General features: G+C 61.7%; 20 protein-coding genes and 1 tRNA gene. 15 read left to right on the top strand and 6 right to left on the bottom strand.

Features of this window, described 5'->3' with window-relative positions:
• The 3 genes from queA to AB9K34_RS23385 form a co-directional block, all read left to right on the top strand.
• The coding region (gene queA, locus AB9K34_RS23395) for a tRNA preQ1(34) S-adenosylmethionine ribosyltransferase-isomerase QueA (RefSeq protein WP_369957107.1) at positions 1 to 1,002 on the top strand (1,002 nt) is incomplete at its 5' end.
• Positions 1,003 to 1,108: 106 nt separating this feature from the next.
• Complete coding sequence (locus AB9K34_RS23390; RefSeq protein ID WP_369957106.1) at positions 1,109 to 2,392, top strand: MFS transporter; 1,284 nt, start codon at positions 1,109 to 1,111, stop codon at positions 2,390 to 2,392.
• A gap of 99 nt (positions 2,393 to 2,491) precedes the next feature.
• Positions 2,492 to 3,070, top strand: a complete 579-nt coding sequence (locus tag AB9K34_RS23385; protein WP_369957105.1) for a DUF924 family protein — start codon at positions 2,492 to 2,494, stop codon at positions 3,068 to 3,070.
• Between the two features lie 12 nt (positions 3,071 to 3,082).
• Here the strand turns inward: AB9K34_RS23385 and AB9K34_RS23380 are convergent, their stop codons facing one another.
• Positions 3,083 to 3,529: a hypothetical protein gene (locus AB9K34_RS23380; RefSeq protein ID WP_369957103.1), complete on the bottom strand. Its 447-nt coding sequence runs from the start codon at positions 3,527 to 3,529 to the stop codon at positions 3,083 to 3,085.
• 153 nt (positions 3,530 to 3,682) lie between these two features.
• On the opposite strand from AB9K34_RS23380, the gene lpdA reads away from it, so the two are divergent.
• Positions 3,683 to 5,077 (top strand): dihydrolipoyl dehydrogenase, encoded by a 1,395-nt coding sequence (gene lpdA, locus AB9K34_RS23375; RefSeq protein WP_369957102.1) that lies wholly within the window; start codon positions 3,683 to 3,685, stop codon positions 5,075 to 5,077.
• A gap of 71 nt (positions 5,078 to 5,148) precedes the next feature.
• Positions 5,149 to 6,498, top strand: a complete 1,350-nt coding sequence (locus AB9K34_RS23370; RefSeq protein WP_369957100.1) for an MATE family efflux transporter — start codon at positions 5,149 to 5,151, stop codon at positions 6,496 to 6,498.
• 3 nt (positions 6,499 to 6,501) lie between these two features.
• On the opposite strand, the gene gyrA is transcribed toward AB9K34_RS23370, so the two are convergent.
• The gene (gene gyrA, locus AB9K34_RS23365) at positions 6,502 to 9,216 is read right to left on the bottom strand and encodes a DNA gyrase subunit A (RefSeq protein ID WP_369957127.1); all 2,715 of its coding nucleotides are present in this window, start codon (positions 9,214 to 9,216) and stop codon (positions 6,502 to 6,504) included.
• A 223-nt stretch (positions 9,217 to 9,439) separates the two neighbouring features.
• Here gyrA and AB9K34_RS23360 point away from each other — a divergent pair, with 223 nt between their 5' ends.
• Positions 9,440 to 9,709 (top strand): usg protein, encoded by a 270-nt coding sequence (locus AB9K34_RS23360; RefSeq protein ID WP_369957098.1) that lies wholly within the window; start codon positions 9,440 to 9,442, stop codon positions 9,707 to 9,709.
• A 434-nt stretch (positions 9,710 to 10,143) separates the two neighbouring features.
• On the opposite strand, the gene AB9K34_RS23355 is transcribed toward AB9K34_RS23360, so the two are convergent.
• Complete coding sequence (locus tag AB9K34_RS23355; RefSeq protein WP_369957096.1) at positions 10,144 to 11,097, bottom strand: radical SAM protein; 954 nt, start codon at positions 11,095 to 11,097, stop codon at positions 10,144 to 10,146.
• Between the two features lie 165 nt (positions 11,098 to 11,262).
• On the opposite strand from AB9K34_RS23355, the gene zwf reads away from it, so the two are divergent.
• Genes zwf through pgi form a run of 3 tightly spaced genes read left to right on the top strand, consistent with a single transcriptional unit; the run spans position 11,263 to position 15,011 of the window.
• Positions 11,263 to 12,720 carry a glucose-6-phosphate dehydrogenase gene (gene zwf / locus AB9K34_RS23350; RefSeq protein ID WP_369957094.1) on the top strand — a complete coding sequence of 486 codons (1,458 nt, stop codon included), beginning with the start codon at positions 11,263 to 11,265 and terminating at the stop codon, positions 12,718 to 12,720.
• Positions 12,717 to 13,388: a 6-phosphogluconolactonase gene (gene pgl / locus AB9K34_RS23345; protein WP_369957092.1), complete on the top strand. Its 672-nt coding sequence runs from the start codon at positions 12,717 to 12,719 to the stop codon at positions 13,386 to 13,388. Before zwf ends, pgl begins: the two co-directional genes overlap by 4 nt.
• A 3-nt stretch (positions 13,389 to 13,391) precedes the next feature.
• Complete coding sequence (gene pgi / locus AB9K34_RS23340) at positions 13,392 to 15,011, top strand: glucose-6-phosphate isomerase (protein ID WP_369957091.1); 1,620 nt, start codon at positions 13,392 to 13,394, stop codon at positions 15,009 to 15,011.
• A gap of 88 nt (positions 15,012 to 15,099) precedes the next feature.
• Here pgi and AB9K34_RS23335 read toward each other — a convergent pair whose 3' ends face one another.
• Positions 15,100 to 15,576 carry an acyl-CoA thioesterase gene (locus tag AB9K34_RS23335; RefSeq protein WP_369957089.1) on the bottom strand — a complete coding sequence of 159 codons (477 nt, stop codon included), beginning with the start codon at positions 15,574 to 15,576 and terminating at the stop codon, positions 15,100 to 15,102.
• A gap of 194 nt (positions 15,577 to 15,770) precedes the next feature.
• Between AB9K34_RS23335 and AB9K34_RS23330 the strand changes: the two genes are divergently transcribed.
• Positions 15,771 to 17,390, top strand: coding sequence for a long-chain-fatty-acid--CoA ligase (locus AB9K34_RS23330; RefSeq protein ID WP_369957088.1), 1,620 nt, complete (start codon positions 15,771 to 15,773; stop codon positions 17,388 to 17,390).
• Positions 17,391 to 17,548: 158 nt separating this feature from the next.
• Positions 17,549 to 18,034, top strand: coding sequence for an SspB family protein (locus tag AB9K34_RS23325; protein WP_369957086.1), 486 nt, complete (start codon positions 17,549 to 17,551; stop codon positions 18,032 to 18,034).
• 56 nt (positions 18,035 to 18,090) lie between these two features.
• On the opposite strand, the gene AB9K34_RS23320 is transcribed toward AB9K34_RS23325, so the two are convergent.
• Complete coding sequence (locus tag AB9K34_RS23320; protein ID WP_369957085.1) at positions 18,091 to 18,645, bottom strand: hypothetical protein; 555 nt, start codon at positions 18,643 to 18,645, stop codon at positions 18,091 to 18,093.
• Between the two features lie 184 nt (positions 18,646 to 18,829).
• Between AB9K34_RS23320 and fumC the strand changes: the two genes are divergently transcribed.
• The 3 genes from fumC to AB9K34_RS23305 are packed head-to-tail and all read left to right on the top strand — an operon-like array spanning position 18,830 to position 20,648.
• Entirely contained in the window at positions 18,830 to 20,224 is a 1,395-nt protein-coding gene (gene fumC / locus AB9K34_RS23315; RefSeq protein ID WP_369957084.1) for a class II fumarate hydratase, read from the top strand.
• Positions 20,224 to 20,400, top strand: a complete 177-nt coding sequence (locus AB9K34_RS23310) for a DUF4169 family protein (RefSeq protein WP_369957082.1) — start codon at positions 20,224 to 20,226, stop codon at positions 20,398 to 20,400. The genes fumC and AB9K34_RS23310 overlap by 1 nt, the downstream gene beginning before the upstream one ends.
• A complete protein-coding gene (locus AB9K34_RS23305) occupies positions 20,397 to 20,648 on the top strand; it encodes a ribbon-helix-helix domain-containing protein (RefSeq protein WP_369957081.1) in 252 nt (83 codons plus the stop codon). Before AB9K34_RS23310 ends, AB9K34_RS23305 begins: the two co-directional genes overlap by 4 nt.
• 9 nt (positions 20,649 to 20,657) lie before the next feature.
• Here the strand turns inward: AB9K34_RS23305 and AB9K34_RS23300 are convergent, their stop codons facing one another.
• Positions 20,658 to 20,837: a hypothetical protein gene (locus AB9K34_RS23300; RefSeq protein WP_369957079.1), complete on the bottom strand. Its 180-nt coding sequence runs from the start codon at positions 20,835 to 20,837 to the stop codon at positions 20,658 to 20,660.
• A 207-nt stretch (positions 20,838 to 21,044) separates the two neighbouring features.
• On the opposite strand from AB9K34_RS23300, the gene AB9K34_RS23295 reads away from it, so the two are divergent.
• A tRNA-Gly gene (locus tag AB9K34_RS23295) sits at positions 21,045 to 21,118 on the top strand.
• Positions 21,119 to 21,216: the final 98 nt, after the last annotated feature.

Raw genomic sequence — 21,216 nt, 5'->3', positions numbered from 1 at the left:
CCCGCGGTTCCGCGCAGCGCTGCGCGGGTGCTGGTGGCGCAGGGCGATGACATCACCGATACGAAGGTCAGCGCGCTGCCCGGCTGGTTGCGTCCCGGCGACCGAATGGTGCTGAACGATACCAAGGTGATTCCCGCCCGGCTCAGCGGCACCCGTGAACGCCAGAGCGCCCAGGGACGCACCAGCGCGCGGATCGAGGTCACACTGCTGGAGCCGCGCGCGGATGGCAACTGGTCGGCGTTGATCAAGCCGCTGAAAAAGCTGCGACCGGGCGAAACCGTTACCTTTTCCTCTGACCTGTCTGCCGAGCTTGACCATGTGGAAGACGGGCAGGGCGTGCTGCGCTTCAATCTGAGGGGCGACGATTTCGACACCGCGCTGGCCCGGGCGGGCGCCATGCCCCTGCCGCCCTATATCGCGGCCAGACGTGCCGCGGACGAGCGCGACAAGACCGATTATCAGACGGTGTTCGCGCGTCACTCCGGGGCCGTCGCCGCGCCGACCGCATCGCTGCATTTCGACGACGCGCTGCTGGCGGACCTGTGCGACAAGGGGATCGAATTTACCCGTGTCACGCTGCATGTGGGGGCGGGGACCTTTCTGCCGGTCAAGGTCGATGACGTCACAACCCACAAGATGCACGCGGAATGGGGCCGTGTCAGCGCCGCCGCCGCCGCCGAGATTGCCGCCACCCGCGCGGCGGGCGGTCGGATCATCCCGGTTGGCACAACCGCGCTTCGCCTGATCGAGACGGCGGCGCGGGGCGGCGAGATCGTTGCCTGGGAAGGCGATACGGACATTTTCATCTATCCGGGGTTCGACTTCCGCGTCACCGATGCGTTGATGACGAATTTCCACCTGCCCAGATCGACCCTGCTGATGCTGGTCTCCGCTTTGATGGGGCAGGACCGTATCGGGCGGATTTACAATCATGCGGTAAGTGAAGGGTATCGGTTCTTCTCTTACGGCGATGCGTCGCTGCTGATCCCGCAAAAAGGCTGATTTTGCCTCTTGCGACTCACAGGATGTCGCTGCCAAGGGGGACGCGTCCGGTCTGAGCCGCGATACACGGCACCAATGCCACAACGCCAACGATCGGAGGCGCGAGATGTTACAGGTCCTGTCGAGCGCTTGGGCGTTGCTGTTGGGCATGATGCTGCTGATGGTCGGAAACGGGCTTCAGGGCACGTTGCTCGGCGTGCGTGGCGAGATCGAGGGCTTTTCGACATTGCAGATGTCGATCGTCATGTCCTCGTATTTCGTCGGCTTTCTCGGCGGCTCGCGGCTGGCGCCCGACATGATCCGGCGGGTGGGGCATGTGCGCGTGTTCGCGGCGCTGGCCTCGTTCATCTCGGCGGTGATGATCCTCTATCCGACCTTTACCAATCCCTTTGCCTGGGCCCTGGGGCGGGTCATCATCGGCTTCTGTTTTTCGGGCGTGTATGTGACGGCCGAAAGCTGGCTGAACAATTCGGCGACGAACGAGACTCGCGGGCAGGCGCTGTCGCTCTACATGATCGTTCAGATGGTCGGCATCGTCACGGCGCAGGCGCTGATGCTGGTCGGCGACCCGGCAGGGTTCGTGACCTTTGTCATCGCCTCGGTCCTGATCTCGGTGTCGTTTGCGCCGATCCTCCTTTCGATCAGTCCGACACCGGCGTTCGACACGACCAAACCCATGACCCTGCGCCAATTGCTGAAGATCTCGCCGCTGGGCTGTGTCGGCATGTTCCTGCTGGGCGGCGTCTTTGCCTCTCAATTCGGCATGAGCGCGGTGTACGGTGCCCGTGCCGGACTGAGCGTGGCGCAGATTTCAACCTTTGTGGCAACCTTCTATATCGGCGCGATGCTGCTGCAATATCCGCTGGGCTGGATCTCGGATCGCATGGATCGGCGGTTGCTGATCCTCGCGGTGTCGGGCTGCGCCGGGATCGGGGCCTGCATCGGGATGCTGTTCGGGTCGGATTTCACCCTGCTTCTGCTCGGGGCCTTCCTGATCGGCGGTCTGAGCAATCCGCTCTATTCGCTGCTGCTTGCGCATACCAACGATTATCTCGAACACGAAGACATGGCGGCCGCCTCGGGGGGGCTGGTCTTTATCAACGGTCTGGGTGCGATTGCCGGGCCTCTGATCATCGGCTGGCTGATGGATGACGGCGTGTTCGGACCGCCGGGCTTTTTCATGTTCATGGCCGGGTTGCTCTTTGCGCTTGCGGCCTATGCCGCCTATCGCAGCACCCGCCGTCCGGCGGTTCCGATCGAGGAAACCGGCAGCATTGCGCCGATGTATCCGTCCGCGACATACGTGGCCGTTGAATATGCGCAGGAACTGGCTATCGAAGCTGATCTTGAAGACGAGCAGGTGACGGAAACGCCACATGCAGGTCGATAATGCCCCGAGTGTAGCAAAATGTTACTGTAAAAATTTTGTAAATCGGTTTCACTATTGCTGTGGCTTGGGAGGGAATGTCGAGAACGTAGGGAGTGGACCATGGTTGGCCCCGAAGAAGTACTGAGTTTTTGGTTGGACGAAGTTGGTGAAGCCGGATGGTACGCCCAGGACAAGGACCTGGACGCCGAGATAACGCGCAGGTTCGAGACATCCTGGGAAGGTGCGCGCGATGGGCGGTTTTCGCTCTGGATGACATATCCCAGCGGTGCGCTTGCCTATATCATCCTGACCGATCAATTCCCCCGCAACATGTTCCGCGGCAGTGGCAACGCCTTTGCGACCGACGGTGCCGCGCTTGCCGTGGCCAAGGCCTGTGTCGACAAGCGGTGGGATATGCGGATCGATGAACCGGCGCGGCAGTTTTTCTATCTGCCGATGATGCATTCGGAGAACCTGTGCGACCAGGAGCGCTGTGTGCGCCTGATGTGCGAGCGGATGCCTGAATACGGCGCATCGAACCTGCTGCATGCGCGGGCGCATCGCGAGGTGATCCGCAAGTTCGGGCGTTTCCCGTATCGCAACGATGCGCTGTCGCGACCGTCGAGCGAACCGGAAACCGCCTATGTGGTTGCGGGTGGCTACGGCACGACCGTGCGCGAGTTGCAGCAAGCGGGATAAGGGCCGGCGGCCTTATCCCGAAGGGGTCGTTGCGCCGTCCGGTGGAACGCAGCCCCGGATACGCCCTGCGGTCAGAACCGCCTGATCCCCGGCCTTTTCGATGGCCTGATCCAGCAGCCGTTGCGGGGTGCCGCGCAGTTCGGTCAGAGTGGCCATCATCTCGTCCAGGCGCGCCTCCATCGTTTCGATGCGCTCCTCGACACGCGTCATGGTGGCGGATGAGACATCCCCCGACTGCTCCTTCAGCCCGGTGAGGTCCGAGCGCAGCGCCGCGACCTCGGCGCCCGTATTCCGCACGCTCTCCTGAAGCGGTGTCACGATCTGAAGGTTCTCGGCAAAGCTCTCGGCGAGCGAGTTGGCCCTGTTGAAGACCATCAGAGCCAGCACGAGGCAGAGCGCAACGAGGATCAGCGTGGCATTCAGCAATGCCAGAAACAGGTCTTTCACGGTCTTGCCCATGACGTCACTCCGGATTGTTCCGGTTCAGACTATCACGCGATCTGACGCTGACCAGCGCAATCTCGGGGCGAGGCGTCGATATCTTTGCAAAGGCAGAAGGCTGTTGCTAGGCTCGGGTTTGCAGGTGCAACTCCTTTTGGGAACAGGGTAATCATGGCCGCCAAAACCTTTGATATGATTGTTGTCGGGGCAGGTCCCGGCGGATATGTCGCCGCCATTCGAGGCGCGCAGCTGGGTCTGAGCGTTGCGATCGTCGAACGCGAACACATGGGCGGTATCTGCCTGAACTGGGGCTGTATCCCGACCAAGGCCATGCTGCGCAGCGCCGAAGTGCTTCACCTGATGGAGCGGGCCGGGGAGTTCGGCCTGAAGGCGGACAAGATCGGTTACGATCTGGACGCGGTTGTCAAACGCAGCCGCAAGGTCGCGGGGCAATTGTCCGCGGGGGTCAGCCACCTGCTCAAGAAGAACAAGGTCACCACCGTGATGGGGGCGGCGACCCTGACCGGCAAGGGGCGGATCAGCGTCGAGACCGACAAGGGGCAGCAGGAACTTGCCGCGGACCATATCGTTCTGGCCACCGGCGCGCGCGCCCGCGAATTGCCGGGGCTGGAAGCGGATGGCGATCTGGTCTGGACCTACAAACACGCGTTGCAGCCGCCGCGGATGCCGAAAAAACTGCTGGTGATCGGATCGGGCGCCATCGGGATCGAGTTTGCCAGCTTTTACAATACGCTCGGAGCCGACACGACGGTTGTCGAAGTGATGGACCGTATTCTGCCGGTCGAAGATGCCGAGATCAGTGCCTTTGCCAAAAAGCAGTTCGTCAAGCAGGGCATGACCATCATGGAGAAAGCGAGTGTAAAGAAACTCGACCGGGGGCAGGGCAAGGTCACGGCGCATATCGAAACCGGGGACACGACCGAGACGCTGGAGTTCGACACGGTCATTTCGGCGGTCGGGATTGTCGGGAACGTGGAAAATCTCGGTCTCGACGCTTTGGGCGTCAAGGTCGACCGAACCCATGTGGTCGTGGACGAATTCTGCCGCACCGGCGTCGATGGCCTCTATGCGATCGGCGATATCGCAGGGGCGCCGTGGCTGGCGCACAAGGCCAGCCATGAAGGTGTCATGGTGGCAGAGCTGATCGCGGGCGAAAAACCGCACCCGGTCCGTCCCGACAGCATTGCCGGTTGCACCTATTGCCAGCCACAGGTCGCGTCTGTCGGGCTGAGTGAAGCGCGCGCCAGGGAATTGGGACATGACATCAAGGTCGGACGTTTCCCGTTTATCGGCAACGGCAAGGCCATTGCCCTTGGCGAGCCCGAGGGGATGATCAAGACGGTGTTCGACGCCGAAACCGGCGAGTTGCTGGGTGCGCATATGGTCGGCGCAGAGGTCACCGAACTCATTCAGGGGTATCTGGTCGGGCGTCAGCTTGAAACCACCGAACAGGACCTGATGAACACGGTCTTCCCGCATCCGACCCTGAGCGAGATGATGCACGAGTCGGTTCTGGATGCCTGGGGCCGCGTGATCCATATGTGACGGCATCGCGAAACATGCTCTTGCCGACGGGGCGCGATCTGCCCTAATGCAGGGATCTCATGAGTCCCGCAATGTCATATCCCGGCCACGTCAGGGCCATTCTCGTACTGGGCCTTCCGCTTGTCGGAGGGCACCTTGCGCAGTTCTCGATCGGTCTGGTCGATACGGTGATGCTGGGGTGGTACGGCGTCGATGAGCTTGCGGCGGTCACGCTGGCATCGACCTATTTCTTCGTGCTCTTCATCCTTGGGTCCGGATTCGCCATGGCGGTGATGCCGATGGTCGCCGCCGCCGCGGCATCGGACGACGAGATCAGCGTGCGCCGCACCACCCGCATGGGCCTGTGGCTGTCGGTTGCCTACGCCATTGCGGTCATGCCTCTGATGATCTGGTCTCGCCCGATCCTGCAATTGCTGGGGCAGGAGCCCCAAGTGGCGCAGCTGGCATCGGAATATCTGCGCGTGGCCTGCTGGGGCATTATCCCGGCCCTGCTGGTGATGGTGTTGAAATCCTACCTCGCGGCGCTTGAGCGGACACAGGTCGTGCTCTGGGTCACGGTCGGGGCGGCGGTGACCAACGGGATTTTCGACTACATGCTGATTTTCGGCAATTGGGGCGCGCCGGAACTGGGGTTGATGGGGGCTGCGCTGGCTTCGCTGGTGACACAGATGGTGTCGCTGATTGCCATTGTCGCCTATGCCGCGTGGCGCTTGCCCGATCACCGGATCTTCCTGCGGCTCTGGCGTCCGGACTGGGAAATGATGGGCCGGGTTTTCCGTCTCGGGGTGCCGATCGGATTGACCATGGTCAGCGAGGTCGGGCTGTTTGCGGCGTCGGCGCTGATGATGGGCTGGCTGGGCAAATTGTCGCTGGCGGCACACGGAATTGTCGTCACCGTCGCCTCTGCCACCTTCATGGTGCATCTGGGCCTGTGCAATGCCGCGACGATCCGGGCAGGCAATGCCTATGGTCGGCAGGATCGGGAGCACATGACGCGGGGGGCCATTGCGGTGATCGGATTGTCGCTTGCCTTTGCCGTCGTGACCATGATCGTCTTTTTACGCGCACCGGTTCCGTTGCTCTCGATGTTCATGGAAGCCGACAACCCGTATCGGTCCGAGATACTCGAGATCGGGGTGACGCTGCTCGCTGTGGCCGCGCTGTTCCAGCTTGCCGACGGGGCGCAGGCCATGGCGCTCGGTCTGTTGCGCGGGGTACAGGACACCAAGGTGCCGATGCTGATGGCGGCGATGTCCTACTGGCTCATCGGTGTTCCCACGTCCTACTACCTCGGTTTCATCCTCGGCATGGGTGGCGTCGGCATCTGGCTTGGTCTGGTGGTCGGTCTCGCGTGTACGGCGATGTTCCTGATGACCCGCTTCTGGGGGCGGGCCATCAAGTCGGTTGGCGTGGCGGCCTGATTACTACTCGTCGCCAGCATCCTCATCTTCCGGATCGCCCTGTTCTGCAATCCATGCCACGCTCACGACCTCTTCTCCGTTCGAGGTGTTGAACACCTTGACGCCCCCCGCCGAGCGTGAGCGGAACGAAATCCCCTCGACAGGCACGCGGATCGACTGGCCTTTGGAGGTTGCCAGCATGATCTGGTCATCCAGTTCCACGGGGAAGGACGCCACGAGGTTGCCGCCCCGCATGGATTTCTCCCAGGCGGTTACACCCTGTCCACCGCGACCGCGCACCGGGTAATCGTGGCTGGAGCTGAGCTTGCCCAGCCCGCCGGTGGTGATGGTCAGGATCAGGTTCTCGATCGCCGACATTTCCGCATAGCGTTCCTGTGGCAGCGGGGTGTCTGCATTGCCTTCGCTGTCGTCGCTCTCGGCATCCTCGATCACCCCGGCCATCAGGCGGCGCATCTTGAGATAGGCCGCGCGCTCGTCCGGATCGGCCTCGAAATGGCGGATGACCGACATCGACACCACGCGGGCATCCCCATTGAGCCGGATGCCCCGCACGCCGGTCGATTCGCGCGAGTTGAACACGCGCACATCGGTGGTGCGGAAGCGAATGGCGCGGCCCGAATTCGTGACCAGCATCACGTCATCGTCTTCCGAGCAGATGCGCGCATCGACCAGTTGCACCGATCCGTCCTCGGGCAGCTTCATGGCGATCTTGCCGTTGCGCCGCACATTGGTGAAATCGGACAGCCGGTTGCGGCGCACGTCGCCGCCCGAGGTGGCGAAGATCACCTGCAACTCGTCCCAGTGATCCTCGTCGCGGTCGATCGGCATGATCGCGGCCACCGAGACACCGGTGGGCATCGGCAGGATATTGACGATGGCCTTGCCCTTGGAGGTTCGCCCGCCGAGGGGCAGCCGCCAGGTCTTGAGCTTGTAGACCATGCCTTCGGTGGTGAAGAACAGGAGCTGGGTATGGGTGTTGGCCACGAAGAGGGTGGTGACCACGTCCTCTTCCTTGGTCTGCATGCCCGACAGCCCCTTGCCACCGCGACGCTGGCTGCGGAAATCGGCCAGCGGGGTCCGTTTGATGTAGCCGCCCGAGGTGACGGTCACGACCATGTCCTCACGCTCGATCAGGTCTTCGTCTTCCATGTCGCCGGACCATTCGACAATCTCGGTCCGGCGGGGCACGGCGAATTGTTCGCGCACCTCGCGCAGTTCATCGGCGATGATGCCCATGATGCGCTCGCGGCTGCCGAGGATCTCGAGATATTCCTTGATCTTCGCGGCCAGGTCCTCGAGCTCATCGGTGACTTCCTTGACACCGATCTGCGTCAGACGCTGCAGGCGCAGTTCGAGGATCGCACGGGCCTGGGTCTCGGACAGGTTATAGGTGCCATCCTCGTTCGCCGTGTGCGTGGGGTCGTCGATCAGCGCAATGTACTCCATGATCGACGCCGCCGGCCAGCGGCGCTTCATCAGTTTCTCGCGCGCGTCGGCGGCGTCGGCTGAGGCGCGGATGGTTGCGACGACCTCGTCGATATTGGTGACCGCAACGGCGAGACCACACAGGATGTGGCTGCGTTCGCGGGCCTTGCGCAACAGATAGGCCGTGCGCCGGGCAACCACGTCTTCGCGGAAATCGATGAACGAGGTCAGGAACCGCCGCAATGTCAGTTGTTCGGGGCGCCCGCCATTCAGTGCCAGCATGTTGCAGCCGAAATAGGTTTGCATCGGGCTGAAGCGCCAGAGCTGATTCAGCACGACATCGGGGGTGGCATCGCGTTTGAGTTCGATGACCACGCGAACGCCGTTCCGGTCGCTTTCATCCTGCACATGGGCCACGCCCTCGATGCGTTTTTCCCGCACCGCCTCGGCGATCTTTTCGATCATCGCGGCCTTGTTCACCTGATAGGGAATCTCGTCCACGACGATTGCGTACCGATCCTTGCGAATTTCTTCGACACGGGTCTTGGCGCGCACGATGACGCTGCCGCGCCCTTCAAGATAGGCTTTGCGTGCTCCGGAGCGGCCGAGCATGATACCGCCGGTCGGGAAATCGGGGCCGGGTACGTAATCGATCAGCTGTTCGCTGCTCAGATCCGGATCCTCGATCAGCGCAAGCGTGGCGTCGACCACTTCACCCAGGTTGTGCGGCGGGATGTTCGTGGCCATGCCGACGGCAATCCCTCCGGCGCCGTTGACCAGCATGTTGGGAAACCGTGCGGGCAGGACGGTCGGCTCCTGATCCTTGCCGTCGTAATTGTCCTGGAAATCGACTGTGTCCTTGTCGATATCGGCGAGCAGGGCTGCCGAAGGCCTGTCCATGCGCACCTCAGTATAGCGCATGGCTGCCGGATTGTCGCCGTCCATCGAGCCGAAGTTGCCCTGTCCATCCAGCAGCGGCAGCGACATGGAAAAGTCCTGTGCCATGCGGACCAGCGCATCATAGATCGCGCTGTCGCCATGCGGGTGATATTTACCCATGACATCGCCGACCGGACGCGCCGATTTCCGATAGGGTTTGTCATGCGTGTTGCCGGTTTCGTGCATCGCATAGAGGATGCGGCGGTGCACCGGTTTCAGCCCGTCGCGCAGATCGGGAATGGCGCGCGAGACGATGACCGACATCGCATAGTCCAGATAGGATGTCCGCATCTCGGATTCGATGGAAACGCTGGGCCCGTCGTAGACGGGGCGCTCCTGCGGAGTTTCATCCATGTATTCAGGTGGTTCCGGCGTGTCGTTCACGTTATGTTGCCTGTTTTTTGTGCGTCGACTATATCTGGTATAGGGACCATATCAGACGTCGCACATAAGGTGCAATGGTGCAGCGTCCGATCAATTGGCAGCCACCTCACAATACTGATAACATACTGTTTTTGTTGAAAGTTAACAAATTTTGCCGATCATGATCCTATCGAGGCAATTTACGAGTTGGATCATGGAAAAGACTGAAACCGAACTGATGCTGCGAGGATATGGGCTGACAACGGCGGAACTGTTCTATCACATGCCGGATTACACACATGTTCTGAACAGCTTTATCTGGCAGGATTATGACCTTGCACCGGACCATCCGGCGCTGTTCAAATTCGTGGAGTTCTGGCAACGCGAGATCGACGGGCCTCTGCACTCTGTCCGCTTTACACACCGCAAGATGTTGTCGTCAGGTGAATGGCAGAACCAGGTCGGAGAGTTCACGCTGCACTGACTTCAGGGTTGACGTCGGACATCAGGGAATGTGCGGCGCATATCGACAAGTGACCGCCAGGAAGGATACGGGCAAGGCCGTTGCAACGGCCTTGCAAACGCGAATGAGAATTCGCGTTAAACGTCTTTTCAAGACGTTTGGGATCGGTGCGCACAGGCGATTTTGTGGCATTTCAGTATACGGCAGGGCCATTCCCCGGTCTTTCACGCGGTTGCCTTGCACCCATTGGAACTCAGATCCGTATCACTGTTGCCCTCTGCCGGCAATGTTGTGCGATGTGCTGCGGCTGGAACTCGGTTGCTGTCACCGTTTCGAAGCCCTGAGCGGTCAAGGTTTCGGAAATTGCGGTGGGGTCTGACACGGCTTTCCTCAGACCGGCAAAAGGGTCAGTCCAAGCCGTGTGTCACAGGTTCCGCCGCAGTTGCGTGGTGTGTTCACGCAGAGCAGCTTGCCCCGCCCAGAACGCAGAACTTGGCGCAGTGCGGATGGTTCAGATGCACGTCGCGTTCGGCTTCGGCAAGGGTCGTGCCGAGTTCGAACTCCGGCACATAGGGCAGCAGGGTACACGCCAGCACGGCGGGGTGTTCGGCCCCCTTGCGTTTGACCACCATGCGCGAAGAGGCGCACATGACATCCTCTGGCCGCTTGCCCAGAATGTCCCAGCAGGCGGTGGTGATCTCGGGAACCTCGATGGTTTCATCCATTTCCGGGAACAGCACCAGCTCCGCCGGATTTTGCGCGTCGATTGCAAAGCGATGCGCCTGAAACAGCGCCGCAAAGCCGGTGCGGGCCGAGGTCTCGCTTTCAGCGAACTGCGCTCGTCCGGCCACCGTCGTTCGAATGCCGGTATCGCGCAGCCATGCCATCCCGGCCAGCGTCTTGTCAAAACTGCCGGCACCACGTTCCTTGTCGTGAACGGTGCGGCTGTGATGGTCGAGCGAGACCCGCAATGTCAGTTTCGCCCCGAACTCTGCATGCAGGGCGGCGAGCCCGTTTTGTACACGTTCGCGCATCATCGGGCGCATGGCATTGGTCAGGATCAGTACCTCGTAACCGCGCGACAGCGCGGCGCGCGCCATGTCGATCATCTGGGGGTTCATGAAGGGTTCGCCGCCGGTAAACCCGATTTCGCGGATCGGCCATGCGCGCTCTGCTATCTGGTCGAGATAACCGATGACCTCGCTCGCGGTCATGTAGACCAGGGCGTCATTCGTCGGACTGCTCAGGATATAGCAATTCGCGCATTCTATGTTGCATTGCGTCCCGGTGTTGAACCACAGCGTTTCCGGCTTGCCGAGTGACACCGAGGCCCGCTCCTGGCCATCGGCGGTGACAAATCGATCCTGGAACTTGCCGATATTGGCGGGTTTTGCGTCCAGATCTTTCATTTGTCATCTTTCGTTGTGTTAAGCATGAAACCGGTTTAGCCGAGGCAGGTCGGCGGAGAAACGTGACAATACGGCGATTGACACAGTTGTGATACACCGCAGCGTTGGTGTATGTGAGCGCTAACATTCGACTTGAATCACCTCAACACAAGGGTAGGGCTGATCATGGTATCACGAGTCATTCCGGTGGAACCGTTCGATCTGGTGATATTCGGCGGCACGGGCGACCTTGCGCGGCGCAAGATCCTGCCGGCTCTGTATCGCCGGTTCTGCGCAGGGCAAATGCCCGAGGAAGCACGGGTTTTCGGGGCGGCGCGGTCCGGGCATGACATCGATGAATATCGTGCGATGGTGCGCGATGCGATCGTTGAATATGGCGGTGCCGCCGACGCGGACTGCCCGCAACTGGAGGCGTTTCTTGCACGCACCGATTACGTGAGGGTCGATGCGCGCGGCACTGATGGCTGGGAGGATCTGGCGGGCAAGATGCGCGAAGGGGCGGTGCGGGCGTTTTATTTCTCGGTGGCCCCGGCTCTGTTCGGCGACCTGGCTGAACGGATTCACCTGCACGGGATGGCGACCGAGCAGTCGCGTATCGTTGTCGAAAAACCGTTTGGCCACGATCTGGCGACCGCGCGGGCGCTGAACGATACCCTGGCCGAACATTTCGACGAAGGACAGATTTACCGCATCGATCATTATCTCGGCAAGGAAACCGTGCAGAACCTGATGGCGATTCGCTTTGGCAACATGCTGTTCGAGCCGCTCTGGAACAGCCAGTATGTGGACCACATCCAGATCACTGTCGCGGAAACCGTGGGGGTCGGAGGGCGTGGCGAGTATTACGACAAGGCCGGTGCGATGCGGGACATGGTGCAGAACCATCTGATGCAGCTCTTGTGTCTGATCGCGATGGAACCGCCGGCGAAATTCGACCCGGACGCGGTGCGGGACGAAAAACTCAAGGTGATCCGGGCGCTGGACCCGGTCGAGCCCCATCACATCGTGCGTGGCCAGTACGAGGCGCTCGACGGAGAGCATCCGGGCTATCGCGAAGCGGCGGGCAATCCGCGCAGCAGCACCGAAAGCTATGTCGCCCTGAGGACGCATATCAGCAACTGGCGGTGGGCGGGCACGCCGTTCTACCTGCGCACGGGCAAGCGGTTGGTGGCGCGCTCTTCGGTGATCAGCGTGGTGTTCAAGGATGCGCCGCATTCGATTTTCGGACCCGAAGCCGGCCGGCACGCGAATGTCCTGTCGATCCGGTTGCAGCCGAACGAGGGAATCACCCTGCAGGTGACGATCAAGGAACCCGGCCCCGGCGGCATGCGGCTGGTCGATGTGCCGCTTGACATGACCTTTGCCGATGCGCTTGGCCCTGACGGGGGCGATCCGCCGGACGCTTACGAACGGCTGATCATGGATGTGATCCGGGGCAACCAGACGCTGTTCATGCGCGGCGACGAGGTCGAGGCCGCCTGGGCCTGGGCCGATCCGGTCATCGCCGGATGGCAGGCGCGCGGAGAGGTGCCCAAACCCTATGAAAGTGGTAGTGTGGGCCCGGTCGACGCGGACCAGATGTTGCGGCGCGACGGTCGCATGTGGCGGGGAATCAAACCATGAATATCGTAGAATACGCGGATCGCGAACTCGCGGCGATCGACCTGGCGAACACGCTTGCGGGGAGTCTCGAATCGGTTTTGCTGACGCATGACCATGCCTCGCTTGCCGTTCCGGGGGGCACGACGCCCGGGCCGATTTTCGATGCGCTTTGCGCTGCCGATCTCGACTGGAGCCGGGTGCATGTCTTTGCAACCGACGAACGGTGGGTGCCGCAGGACGATCCGCGCAGCAATGCGGGACTGATCGCCGCGCGGCTGCTGACCGGGCGGGCGGCTGCGGCGACGCTGCTGCCGTTTCATGTGCCGGACTCCGAGCCCGACAGCGTGCTGCCCGAGGTTGCGGCACGGCTGGAACCGGACCTGCCGATTTCGGTGCTGCTGCTTGGGATGGGCGAAGACATGCACACGGCCTCGCTGTTTCCCGGTGCGGATGGGTTGCAGGCGGCGCTCGCGGATGACGCGCCGATCCTGTCGGTCCTGCGGCCCGCAACGGTGCCGGAAACACGGGTCAGCCTGAGCGCACGGGTGCTGAACGGCGCGATGGCAAAGCATCTGGTGATCTTTGGCGCCGAGAAGCGCGCGGCGCTGGAGAGGGCGCAGGATCTGCCTCCCGAAGACGCGCCGGTCCGCGCGGTGCTGGACGAAATGACGATCCATTGGGCGGAGTGACACATGGTTGACTGGACCGGTCTGAAAAAACTGCACGAGACCGCGGCGTCGCGACGGATCCTCGACCTGTTCGCCACCGATCCCGAACGCGCCGCGACATTTTCGGCGCAAGCCGGGGATCTGCGGCTGGATTATTCCAAGACGCTTGTCGATGCGAGGATCATGGAGGCGCTCTTTGCGCTTTGCGACGAGGTCGATCTTGCCGGGCGGCGAGCGGCGATGTTCGCGGGCGCGCGGATCAACGAGACCGAAGACCGCGCGGTCCTGCACACGGCGCTGCGCAACCTCGATGGCGGACCGGTGATAACGGGCGGGGTCGACGTGATGCCCGCCGTTCTGGAAACGCTCTCGCGCATGCGTGAATTTTCCGACGCGGTCCGCTCCGGCCGGAAACGCGGGGCCGGCGGTGCGTTTACCGATGTGGTGAATATCGGGATCGGCGGGTCGGATCTTGGCCCGGCGATGGCGACGCTTGCCTTGTCGCCCTATCACGACGGACCGCGTTGTCATTTCGTTTCCAACGTGGACGGAGCGCATATTTCCGACACCCTGCGCGGTCTCGATCCGAAGACCACGCTGGTCATCGTGGCGTCAAAGACATTCACCACCATCGAGACCATGACCAATGCCCGCACCGCGCGGGCCTGGCTCGTGGAAGGCGGCGGCGATCCGGCGATGCAATTCGCGGCGCTCTCGACGGCAGAGGATCGGACGGCGGAGTTCGGTATCGACGATGCGCATGTCTTCGGGTTCGAGGATTGGGTCGGCGGACGCTACTCGGTCTGGGGGCCGATCGGTCTGTCGCTGATGCTTGCCATCGGCCCGGAGGCCTTTGACGCGTTTCTCAGGGGCGGTCAGGCGATGGACCGGCATTTCCAGGCCGCGGCATGGCATGAGAACCTGCCGGTGCTGCTTGCGCTGATCGGGATATGGCATCATCAGGTCTGCGGGTATCCGACGCGCGCGGTGCTGCCTTACGATCAGCGCCTTGCGCGCCTGCCGGCCTATCTGCAGCAACTCGAGATGGAATCCAACGGCAAGAGCGTGGCGATGGATGGTGGCGATCTGGCGGTTGCGTCGGGGCCGGTCGTCTGGGGCGAACCGGGCACCAATGGCCAGCATGCTTTCTATCAGCTGATCCACCAGGGAACCGGTGTCGTGCCATGCGAATTCATGGTGGCGGCGCTGGGGCACGAACCGGATCTGGCGCATCAGCATCGCCTGCTGGTGGCGAATTGCCTGGCGCAATCGGAAGCGCTGATGCGGGGGCGATCGCTCGACGAGGCGCGCGCGCGCATGGCGGGGCAGGGGTTCGAGGGGGCCGAGCTCGAGCGTCAGGCGCGGCATCGGGTGTTTCCCGGAAACCGCCCGTCGACGACGCTGGTCTATCCGCTTCTGACGCCGTTTCAACTGGGCCAGATCATCGCGCTCTATGAGCACAGGGTTTTTGTCGAAGGGGTCATCCTGGGCATCAACTCCTTTGACCAGTGGGGGGTCGAGCTTGGCAAGGAACTGGCGACGACCCTGGGGCCTGTGGTCGATGGAACGCGGGCTGCGTCGGGCAAGGATGGCTCGACCGCGGCGCTTGTCGAATATGTGCACCGGCACGGTGGCGCCGCCTGACCGGGGCAGGGGGCGCTGCCCCCTCCGGTGAAAATCGGGATTTTCACCGTTCACCCCCGGAGTATTTCTGCAAAGATGAAGGGGCGGGTCAGGCGGGCGGGCTTGCGCCTTCCTGCTGTTCGAACTGCTGTCTGAGGCTGGCGGGAAGCGGCATGCGTCCGGCGCCGTCGGGGGTGAGCAGGACCATCACGGCGGTCAGGGTGGCGCGCAGATCGCCTGACCAGAGCTGTTGTTCGAGCGTGTAGGACGTGGTTCGGAAGGCGCTCACGCGGGCGGTGGCGACATAGTCTTCGCCCATCACCATCTCGCGGATGAATTGCATGTTGGCGTTGCGCAGCACCAGGCGCGGTTTGCCGTTCGGTGCGAAGTGGCGGGCACAGAACATGTCGAAATGTGCGACCCGCAGGGTTTCGAACCAGCCCATGTAGGATTTGTTGTTGACATGGTGCAGGATGTCGAGCTCGGCATAGCGCACGCGATCCGCCAGGGCGAGGGTTTGCGGCGTGGCGAGCCCGGCGGCAAGCTGTTCGGGCGGGCTCAGCGGTGAGTGGTAACGCAAGGTCATTTGCCAAATGGCTATCCGGAGTGCGATTTCGGGGCAAGCCCGATATTGCCATCGCGCGGCAACCTTGGCAGGCTGCGCGGAGGAGGAGACGGACAGACGGGCGACCTGCATGGCCGGACCCGTGACGACGCCTCATCTATCCGGAACGCGTACGGGCCTGTGCCCGTCCAGAAGCATTTTACGAGGAGCCTTGCATGCTGGGCCAGATGATGACTGCACCCCTGCTGATTTCGTCGCTGATCGATCACGCCGCGACCTATCATGGCGACACCGAGATCGTGTCGGTCGAAACATCGGGGGGCGTAACCCGCACGAACTGGCGCGAGGTGGCGCGCAATTCCCGCAAGCTGGGATCGGCGCTGCACAAGCTGGGCCTTGAACCGCAGGCACGCTGTGGCACGATCGCGTGGAACAACCGGCGCCACCTGGAGATCTATTTCGGCGTGTCGGGGGCGGGGTTCGTCTGTCATACCATCAACCCGCGCCTGTTTCCCGAACAGCTGATCTATATCATCAACCATGCGGATGATCAGGTTCTGTTTCTCGATGCCACCTTCCTGCCGATCGTTGCAAAGCTCGGCGAGCACCTGCCCAATCTCAAGCATGTGGTCCTGATGGGCCCGCGCGACGAGGCATTGGCCGAACAGGTGCCAGGTCTGATGTTCTATGACGAGCTGATCGAAACCGGTGACGAGAATTACGAATGGCCGGTGTTCGACGAGAATACCGCCTCGAGCCTGTGTTACACGTCGGGGACCACCGGAAATCCCAAGGGCGTTCTGTATTCGCATCGCTCCACGCTGTTGCACAGCTATGCGGCCAACCTGGCGGATACGCTCGGGCTGACGGCGATGGATGTGGTGATGCCCGTGGTGCCGATGTTCCACGTCAATGCCTGGGGCGTGCCCTATTGCGCGGCGATGGCCGGGAGCCGGCTGGCGATGCCGGGGCCGGGGCTGGATGGCGAGAGCCTGGTCAAGCTGATCGACGGGCATCACGTGACGATGGCACTGGGTGTGCCGACCATCTGGCTGGGATTGCTGGCGCATGCCAAGCGCATGGGCAGCAAGCTGGACAGTCTCAAGCGGACGGTTGTCGGCGGATCGGCCTGTCCACCGTCGATGATGAAGCAGTTCCGCGAGGATTTCGGCGTCGATACCATTCATGCGTGGGGCATGTCCGAAATGAGCCCGCTGGGTTCGGTGAATATTCCGCTGGCCAAGCACCTTGAACTGCCCATCGAGGCGCAGCACAAGGTGCGTGAAAACCAGGGTCGTCCGCCATTCGGCGTCGAACTGAAGGTGGTGGACGAAGAGGGCAAGACGCTGCCGAACGACGGGGAGACGCAGGGCGATCTTCTGGTGCGGGGGCATTGGGTCATCGACAGCTATTTCCGCATGGAAGATCAGGAAACGTTGCAGGACGGCTGGTTCGCGACAGGAGATGTCGCGACGCTTGATCCGGACGGTTTCATGACCATTCGCGACAGGTCCAAGGATATCATCAAGTCCGGCGGGGAATGGATCAGCTCGGTCGAGCTTGAGAATATCGCCATGGGGCATCCCAAGCTGGCCAATGCCGCCGTCATCGGGGTGCGGCACCTGAAATGGGACGAGCGCCCATTGCTTGTTGCGGTTGTCGCCGAGAACGAAGCGCCGACCGAGGAAGAATTGCTGGCCTTCTATGACGGCAAGATCGCGAGCTGGCAGGTGCCCGACAAGGTGGTGTTCGTGGATGAACTGCCGCTCAACGCAACGGGCAAGGTGCTGAAACGGACGCTGCGCGAACAGTTCGCGGATGCGTTGATCGGCTGATCGGTCGCAGTGCAATGCCGAAAACCCGGCGAGGTGCGGACCCATGTGGTCCGTCCTTTTCGTTTGCGGCCCGTCGCAGGTCAAATTGGGGTTGTCGCAGGGTTTTGTTTATGCTCGAATCCCTTATGCTTAGGCAGTCTCCTGGTTTGGAAAAATAAATGTCCCGCGATATCGACTATGGAAACCTGATGCACGCAGCGATGCGCGGGCTGATCAAGTCCGTTCTGCAGGACGTGGCAGAGAATGGCCTGCCGGGTGCGCATCACTTTTTTATCACCTTCGACACCTCGCATCCCGGTGTTGAACTGGCCGATTGGCTGAGTGATCGCTATCCGGGCGAGATGACCGTGGTCATGCAGCACTGGTTCGACAATCTTGATGTCGGTGACGACGGGTTTGCGGTTACCCTGAATTTCGGGGACGCGCCCGAACCGCTGTATATTCCCTATGACGCGATCAAGACCTTTGTGGACCCGTCCGTCGAATTCGGCCTGCGTTTCGAAAATGCGGAAGAGGAAGAAGAGCCGGACGAGGTCGAGGCGCTGATGCCGGCGGCGATCAACACCGATCACGCGCAGGAAGACGAGGCGACGGCGGAAAAGGCCGACGCCGAGATCGTGTCGCTCGACAGTTTCCGAAAATAGCGACCGGGGCAGAGGGGTTTGGCTGAAACGTCGGGTGGCGCAGCTGGTCGCCCGTCTCAGTTCCGTTTCAGGAACACATCGGTCGTTCGGGTTTCCTTGCCATTCGCGGTTCGGGTGAATTTCAGATCCAGCCCCCCTTGCGTCAGCGTGCGGTCGAACTGCTGCATCTCGTAGCCACCGCTGTCATTCACGAAGAGCGAAAACACCGTCAGCGTATCCCCCTCGATGCGCGCCCAGACATAGGGTTCGCCACGCATCGGATCGAGTTGGGTCTGATGGCCAAAGACATTGCGTTTCATCGCCGCTGAAAACACACCGTCGCGATCGGTCGGCAGGAAATCGATCATGAAAGTCGCTTCCTTGATCCGGTTTTCCGATTTGTACCTGGTCGTCGTCCATTCGACCGAAAACCCCTTCCGGGTCTGGCTGATGGTGACGCTCATGTCGCGCGGCTCGGTGGTGCCGTCCATGTCTATCATCTCGGCCGAACCGGTGTAGTGGCCGACGAAACGTCCGATATCGGCCCAGGCACCGGATGCCGCAAGGCAAAGGAGCGCGATGGCGATCAGCGACCGTAACGCGTGGTTGAACCGGGCATGAATGGACGTCATCCGCGACATCCTCGGAGGCGTGCGTTTGTCATGCGGCCATCTTACCGGGTCGGGGGCCAATCTCAATGATGCAAGTGTTGCAACCCTGGGCCATCACGGTGCAGCCTGCGCCCAGATGGCAGATTGCACCGACCCCCCGTGGCAGCTAAACGGCGTGCAACGGCATACCAGACGGAGACCCGACATGTCCCAGACACGCACCGAAACCGACAGCTTTGGACCGCTTGAGGTCCCGGCCGACAAATATTGGGGGGCCCAGACCCAGCGGTCGATTCAGAATTTTCCCATCGGCTGGGAAAAGCAGCCGGTTGCGATCGTGCGCGCGCTTGGGGTGATAAAGCAAGCCTGTGCCCAGGCCAACAAGGCTTCGGGTGCGCTGGACCCCGAATTGGCCGACGCGATCATCCAGGCAGCAGGAGAAGTGATCGAAGGCAAGTTCGATGACAACTTCCCGCTGGTCGTCTGGCAGACCGGTTCCGGCACCCAGTCGAACATGAACTCGAATGAGGTGATCGCAAACCGTGCAATCGAGATTCTCGGCGGCGTCATCGGCTCCAAGGACCCGGTGCATCCGAACGATCACTGCAACATGGGGCAATCTTCCAACGATACCTTCCCGACGGCGATGCATATCGCCACCGCGATGAGCGTGCGCGACGTCCTGTTGCCGGGGCTTGAGAAACTTGCCGCCGGGCTCGAGGCCAAGGCCGAACAGTTCAAGGACATCATCAAGATCGGACGCACCCACACCCAGGATGCGACCCCTCTGACGCTGGGTCAGGAATTCTCGGGCTATGCCCATCAAATCCGCCAGGGCATCGCGCGCGTCAACGCGGCGCTGCCGGGGATTTATGAGCTTGCGCAGGGCGGCACCGCCGTTGGCACCGGTCTGAACACCCGCAAGGGCTGGGGCGAAACCGTCGCGGCGAACATGGCCGAGATCACCGGCCTGCCATTCGTGACCGCGCCGAACAAGTTCGAGGCGCTCGCCGCGCATGACGCGATGGTGTTCATGTCCGGTGCCCTCGCCACGGTCGCCGGCTCGATGTACAAGATCGCCAACGACATCCGTTTCCTCGGCTCCGGCCCGCGCTCGGGTCTGGGCGAACTGATCCTTCCCGAGAACGAGCCGGGCAGCTCGATCATGCCGGGCAAGGTCAACCCGACACAGGCCGAGGCGATGACACAGGTTGCCGCGCATGTGATGGGCAATGACGCGGCGATCAAGTTCGCCGGCAGCCAGGGACATTTCGAGTTGAACGTCTACAACCCGATGATGAGCTACAATCTGCTGCAATCGATCCAGTTGATCGGCGATGTCGCGGACAGCTTTACCGAGCGGATGCTGAACGGGATCGAGGCCAACGAGCCGCGCATCGACAAGCTGATGAAAGAAAGCCTGATGCTGGTGACGGCGCTGGCGCCGACCATCGGCTATGACAATGCCACCAAGGTCGCCAAGACCGCGCACAAGAATGGCACCACCCTCAAGGAAGAGGCGATCGCACTCGGCTTTGTTGACGAAGAGACCTTTGAAAAGGTCGTGCGCCCGGAACAGATGATCGGCCCTCGGGACTGATGTCAAAGCCGGTCAACCTGAACCAGTATCGCAAGCAGAAGGCGCGGACCGACAAACGGTCCCGCGCCGACGAGAACGCGATCCGGTTCGGGCGAACGAAGGACGAAAAAAATCTGGATCGCGCCCGTGCCGACAAGGCCCGGCGCGATCTGGACGGTCACAAGGCCGAGGAATGAGCGGGCGTCCAAAGAAGCATTCGCTGACCCTGCGCGGGCATCGCACATCGGTTTCCCTGGAAGACGAATTCTGGACCGCGTTCCGACAGATTGCCGAGGAAGAATCGGTCGCCATCAACGTGATGGCGGCGCGGATAGACGAAGCGCGCGGCACCGATACAGGTCTGGCGACGGCCATTCGGCTGTTTGTGCTGGCGCATTACCGGGCACGTCTTGAGGCGTTGGAAACGTCGCGGGATTCCGAATAGCAGGTCCGATCAGTGTGCGGCGCGCAACTGGCGAAGGTCAGACTTGAAAATCTCAGTGTATTCCGCGCGCAACTGCCCCTGAACCTTGGTTTTTTCGCGGCTCACTTCCCGCGCGCAATAGGCCTGGCTGTCTGCAACCGGTGCGAACGAAAGGAAAAAACGGGCGGCATTGTTCAGAAACACGGGCATGTTGATCTCCTATCCGGTTGCGATGTCGTTACGGGTATCACTATCGGATGCACCGGCACGAAAAACGGGGAAAATTCCGGCACAGTTCCCGTAAAATCGCGGTGTCTGCGAAACTGGCGGCACCATGGGGTTCGCAAAGCCGGTGATGCGTCGCGCAGGCTTTTGATCTTGCGCGGCAAAGAGGCTTCGGCTATCCCGATCTGCGTCGCGGGTGTAGCTCAATGGTAGAGCAGCAGCTTCCCAAGCTGACGACGAGGGTTCGATTCCCTTCACCCGCTCCAGGCCCGCAAACCCTTGCCCTGTTACGATGTACCCGAGTGGGCCGGTCGGGCTTTGTCGCACCTTCGATATCTCGCGGTTCAACGCGTCTGAACGGACC

The organism is Sedimentitalea sp. XS_ASV28 (genome assembly GCF_041224545.1).
Classification (GTDB): Bacteria; Pseudomonadota; Alphaproteobacteria; order Rhodobacterales; family Rhodobacteraceae; genus Sedimentitalea.
The sequence above is the reverse complement of the archived record's forward strand: the minus strand, read 5'-3'. Positions and strand labels throughout refer to the sequence as shown.

What these genes read in the sequence shown, in the direction of transcription:
- AB9K34_RS23390 (WP_369957106.1), top strand. Translation starts at nt 1,109, where the DNA reads ATGTTACAGGTCCTGTCGAGCGCTTGGGCGTTGCTGTTGGGCATGATG.
- AB9K34_RS23385 (WP_369957105.1), top strand. Translation starts at nt 2,492, where the DNA reads ATGGTTGGCCCCGAAGAAGTACTGAGTTTTTGGTTGGACGAAGTTGGT.
- AB9K34_RS23380 (WP_369957103.1), bottom strand. Translation starts at nt 3,529, where the DNA reads ATGGGCAAGACCGTGAAAGACCTGTTTCTGGCATTGCTGAATGCCACG.
- lpdA (WP_369957102.1), top strand. Translation starts at nt 3,683, where the DNA reads ATGGCCGCCAAAACCTTTGATATGATTGTTGTCGGGGCAGGTCCCGGC.
- AB9K34_RS23370 (WP_369957100.1), top strand. Translation starts at nt 5,149, where the DNA reads ATGTCATATCCCGGCCACGTCAGGGCCATTCTCGTACTGGGCCTTCCG.
- gyrA (WP_369957127.1), bottom strand. Translation starts at nt 9,216, where the DNA reads ATGGATGAAACTCCGCAGGAGCGCCCCGTCTACGACGGGCCCAGCGTT.
- AB9K34_RS23360 (WP_369957098.1), top strand. Translation starts at nt 9,440, where the DNA reads ATGGAAAAGACTGAAACCGAACTGATGCTGCGAGGATATGGGCTGACA.
- AB9K34_RS23355 (WP_369957096.1), bottom strand. Translation starts at nt 11,097, where the DNA reads ATGAAAGATCTGGACGCAAAACCCGCCAATATCGGCAAGTTCCAGGAT.
- zwf (WP_369957094.1), top strand. Translation starts at nt 11,263, where the DNA reads ATGGTATCACGAGTCATTCCGGTGGAACCGTTCGATCTGGTGATATTC.
- pgl (WP_369957092.1), top strand. Translation starts at nt 12,717, where the DNA reads ATGAATATCGTAGAATACGCGGATCGCGAACTCGCGGCGATCGACCTG.
- pgi (WP_369957091.1), top strand. Translation starts at nt 13,392, where the DNA reads ATGGTTGACTGGACCGGTCTGAAAAAACTGCACGAGACCGCGGCGTCG.
- AB9K34_RS23335 (WP_369957089.1), bottom strand. Translation starts at nt 15,576, where the DNA reads ATGACCTTGCGTTACCACTCACCGCTGAGCCCGCCCGAACAGCTTGCC.
- AB9K34_RS23330 (WP_369957088.1), top strand. Translation starts at nt 15,771, where the DNA reads ATGCTGGGCCAGATGATGACTGCACCCCTGCTGATTTCGTCGCTGATC.
- AB9K34_RS23325 (WP_369957086.1), top strand. Translation starts at nt 17,549, where the DNA reads ATGTCCCGCGATATCGACTATGGAAACCTGATGCACGCAGCGATGCGC.
- AB9K34_RS23320 (WP_369957085.1), bottom strand. Translation starts at nt 18,645, where the DNA reads ATGACGTCCATTCATGCCCGGTTCAACCACGCGTTACGGTCGCTGATC.
- fumC (WP_369957084.1), top strand. Translation starts at nt 18,830, where the DNA reads ATGTCCCAGACACGCACCGAAACCGACAGCTTTGGACCGCTTGAGGTC.
- AB9K34_RS23310 (WP_369957082.1), top strand. Translation starts at nt 20,224, where the DNA reads ATGTCAAAGCCGGTCAACCTGAACCAGTATCGCAAGCAGAAGGCGCGG.
- AB9K34_RS23305 (WP_369957081.1), top strand. Translation starts at nt 20,397, where the DNA reads ATGAGCGGGCGTCCAAAGAAGCATTCGCTGACCCTGCGCGGGCATCGC.
- AB9K34_RS23300 (WP_369957079.1), bottom strand. Translation starts at nt 20,837, where the DNA reads ATGCCCGTGTTTCTGAACAATGCCGCCCGTTTTTTCCTTTCGTTCGCA.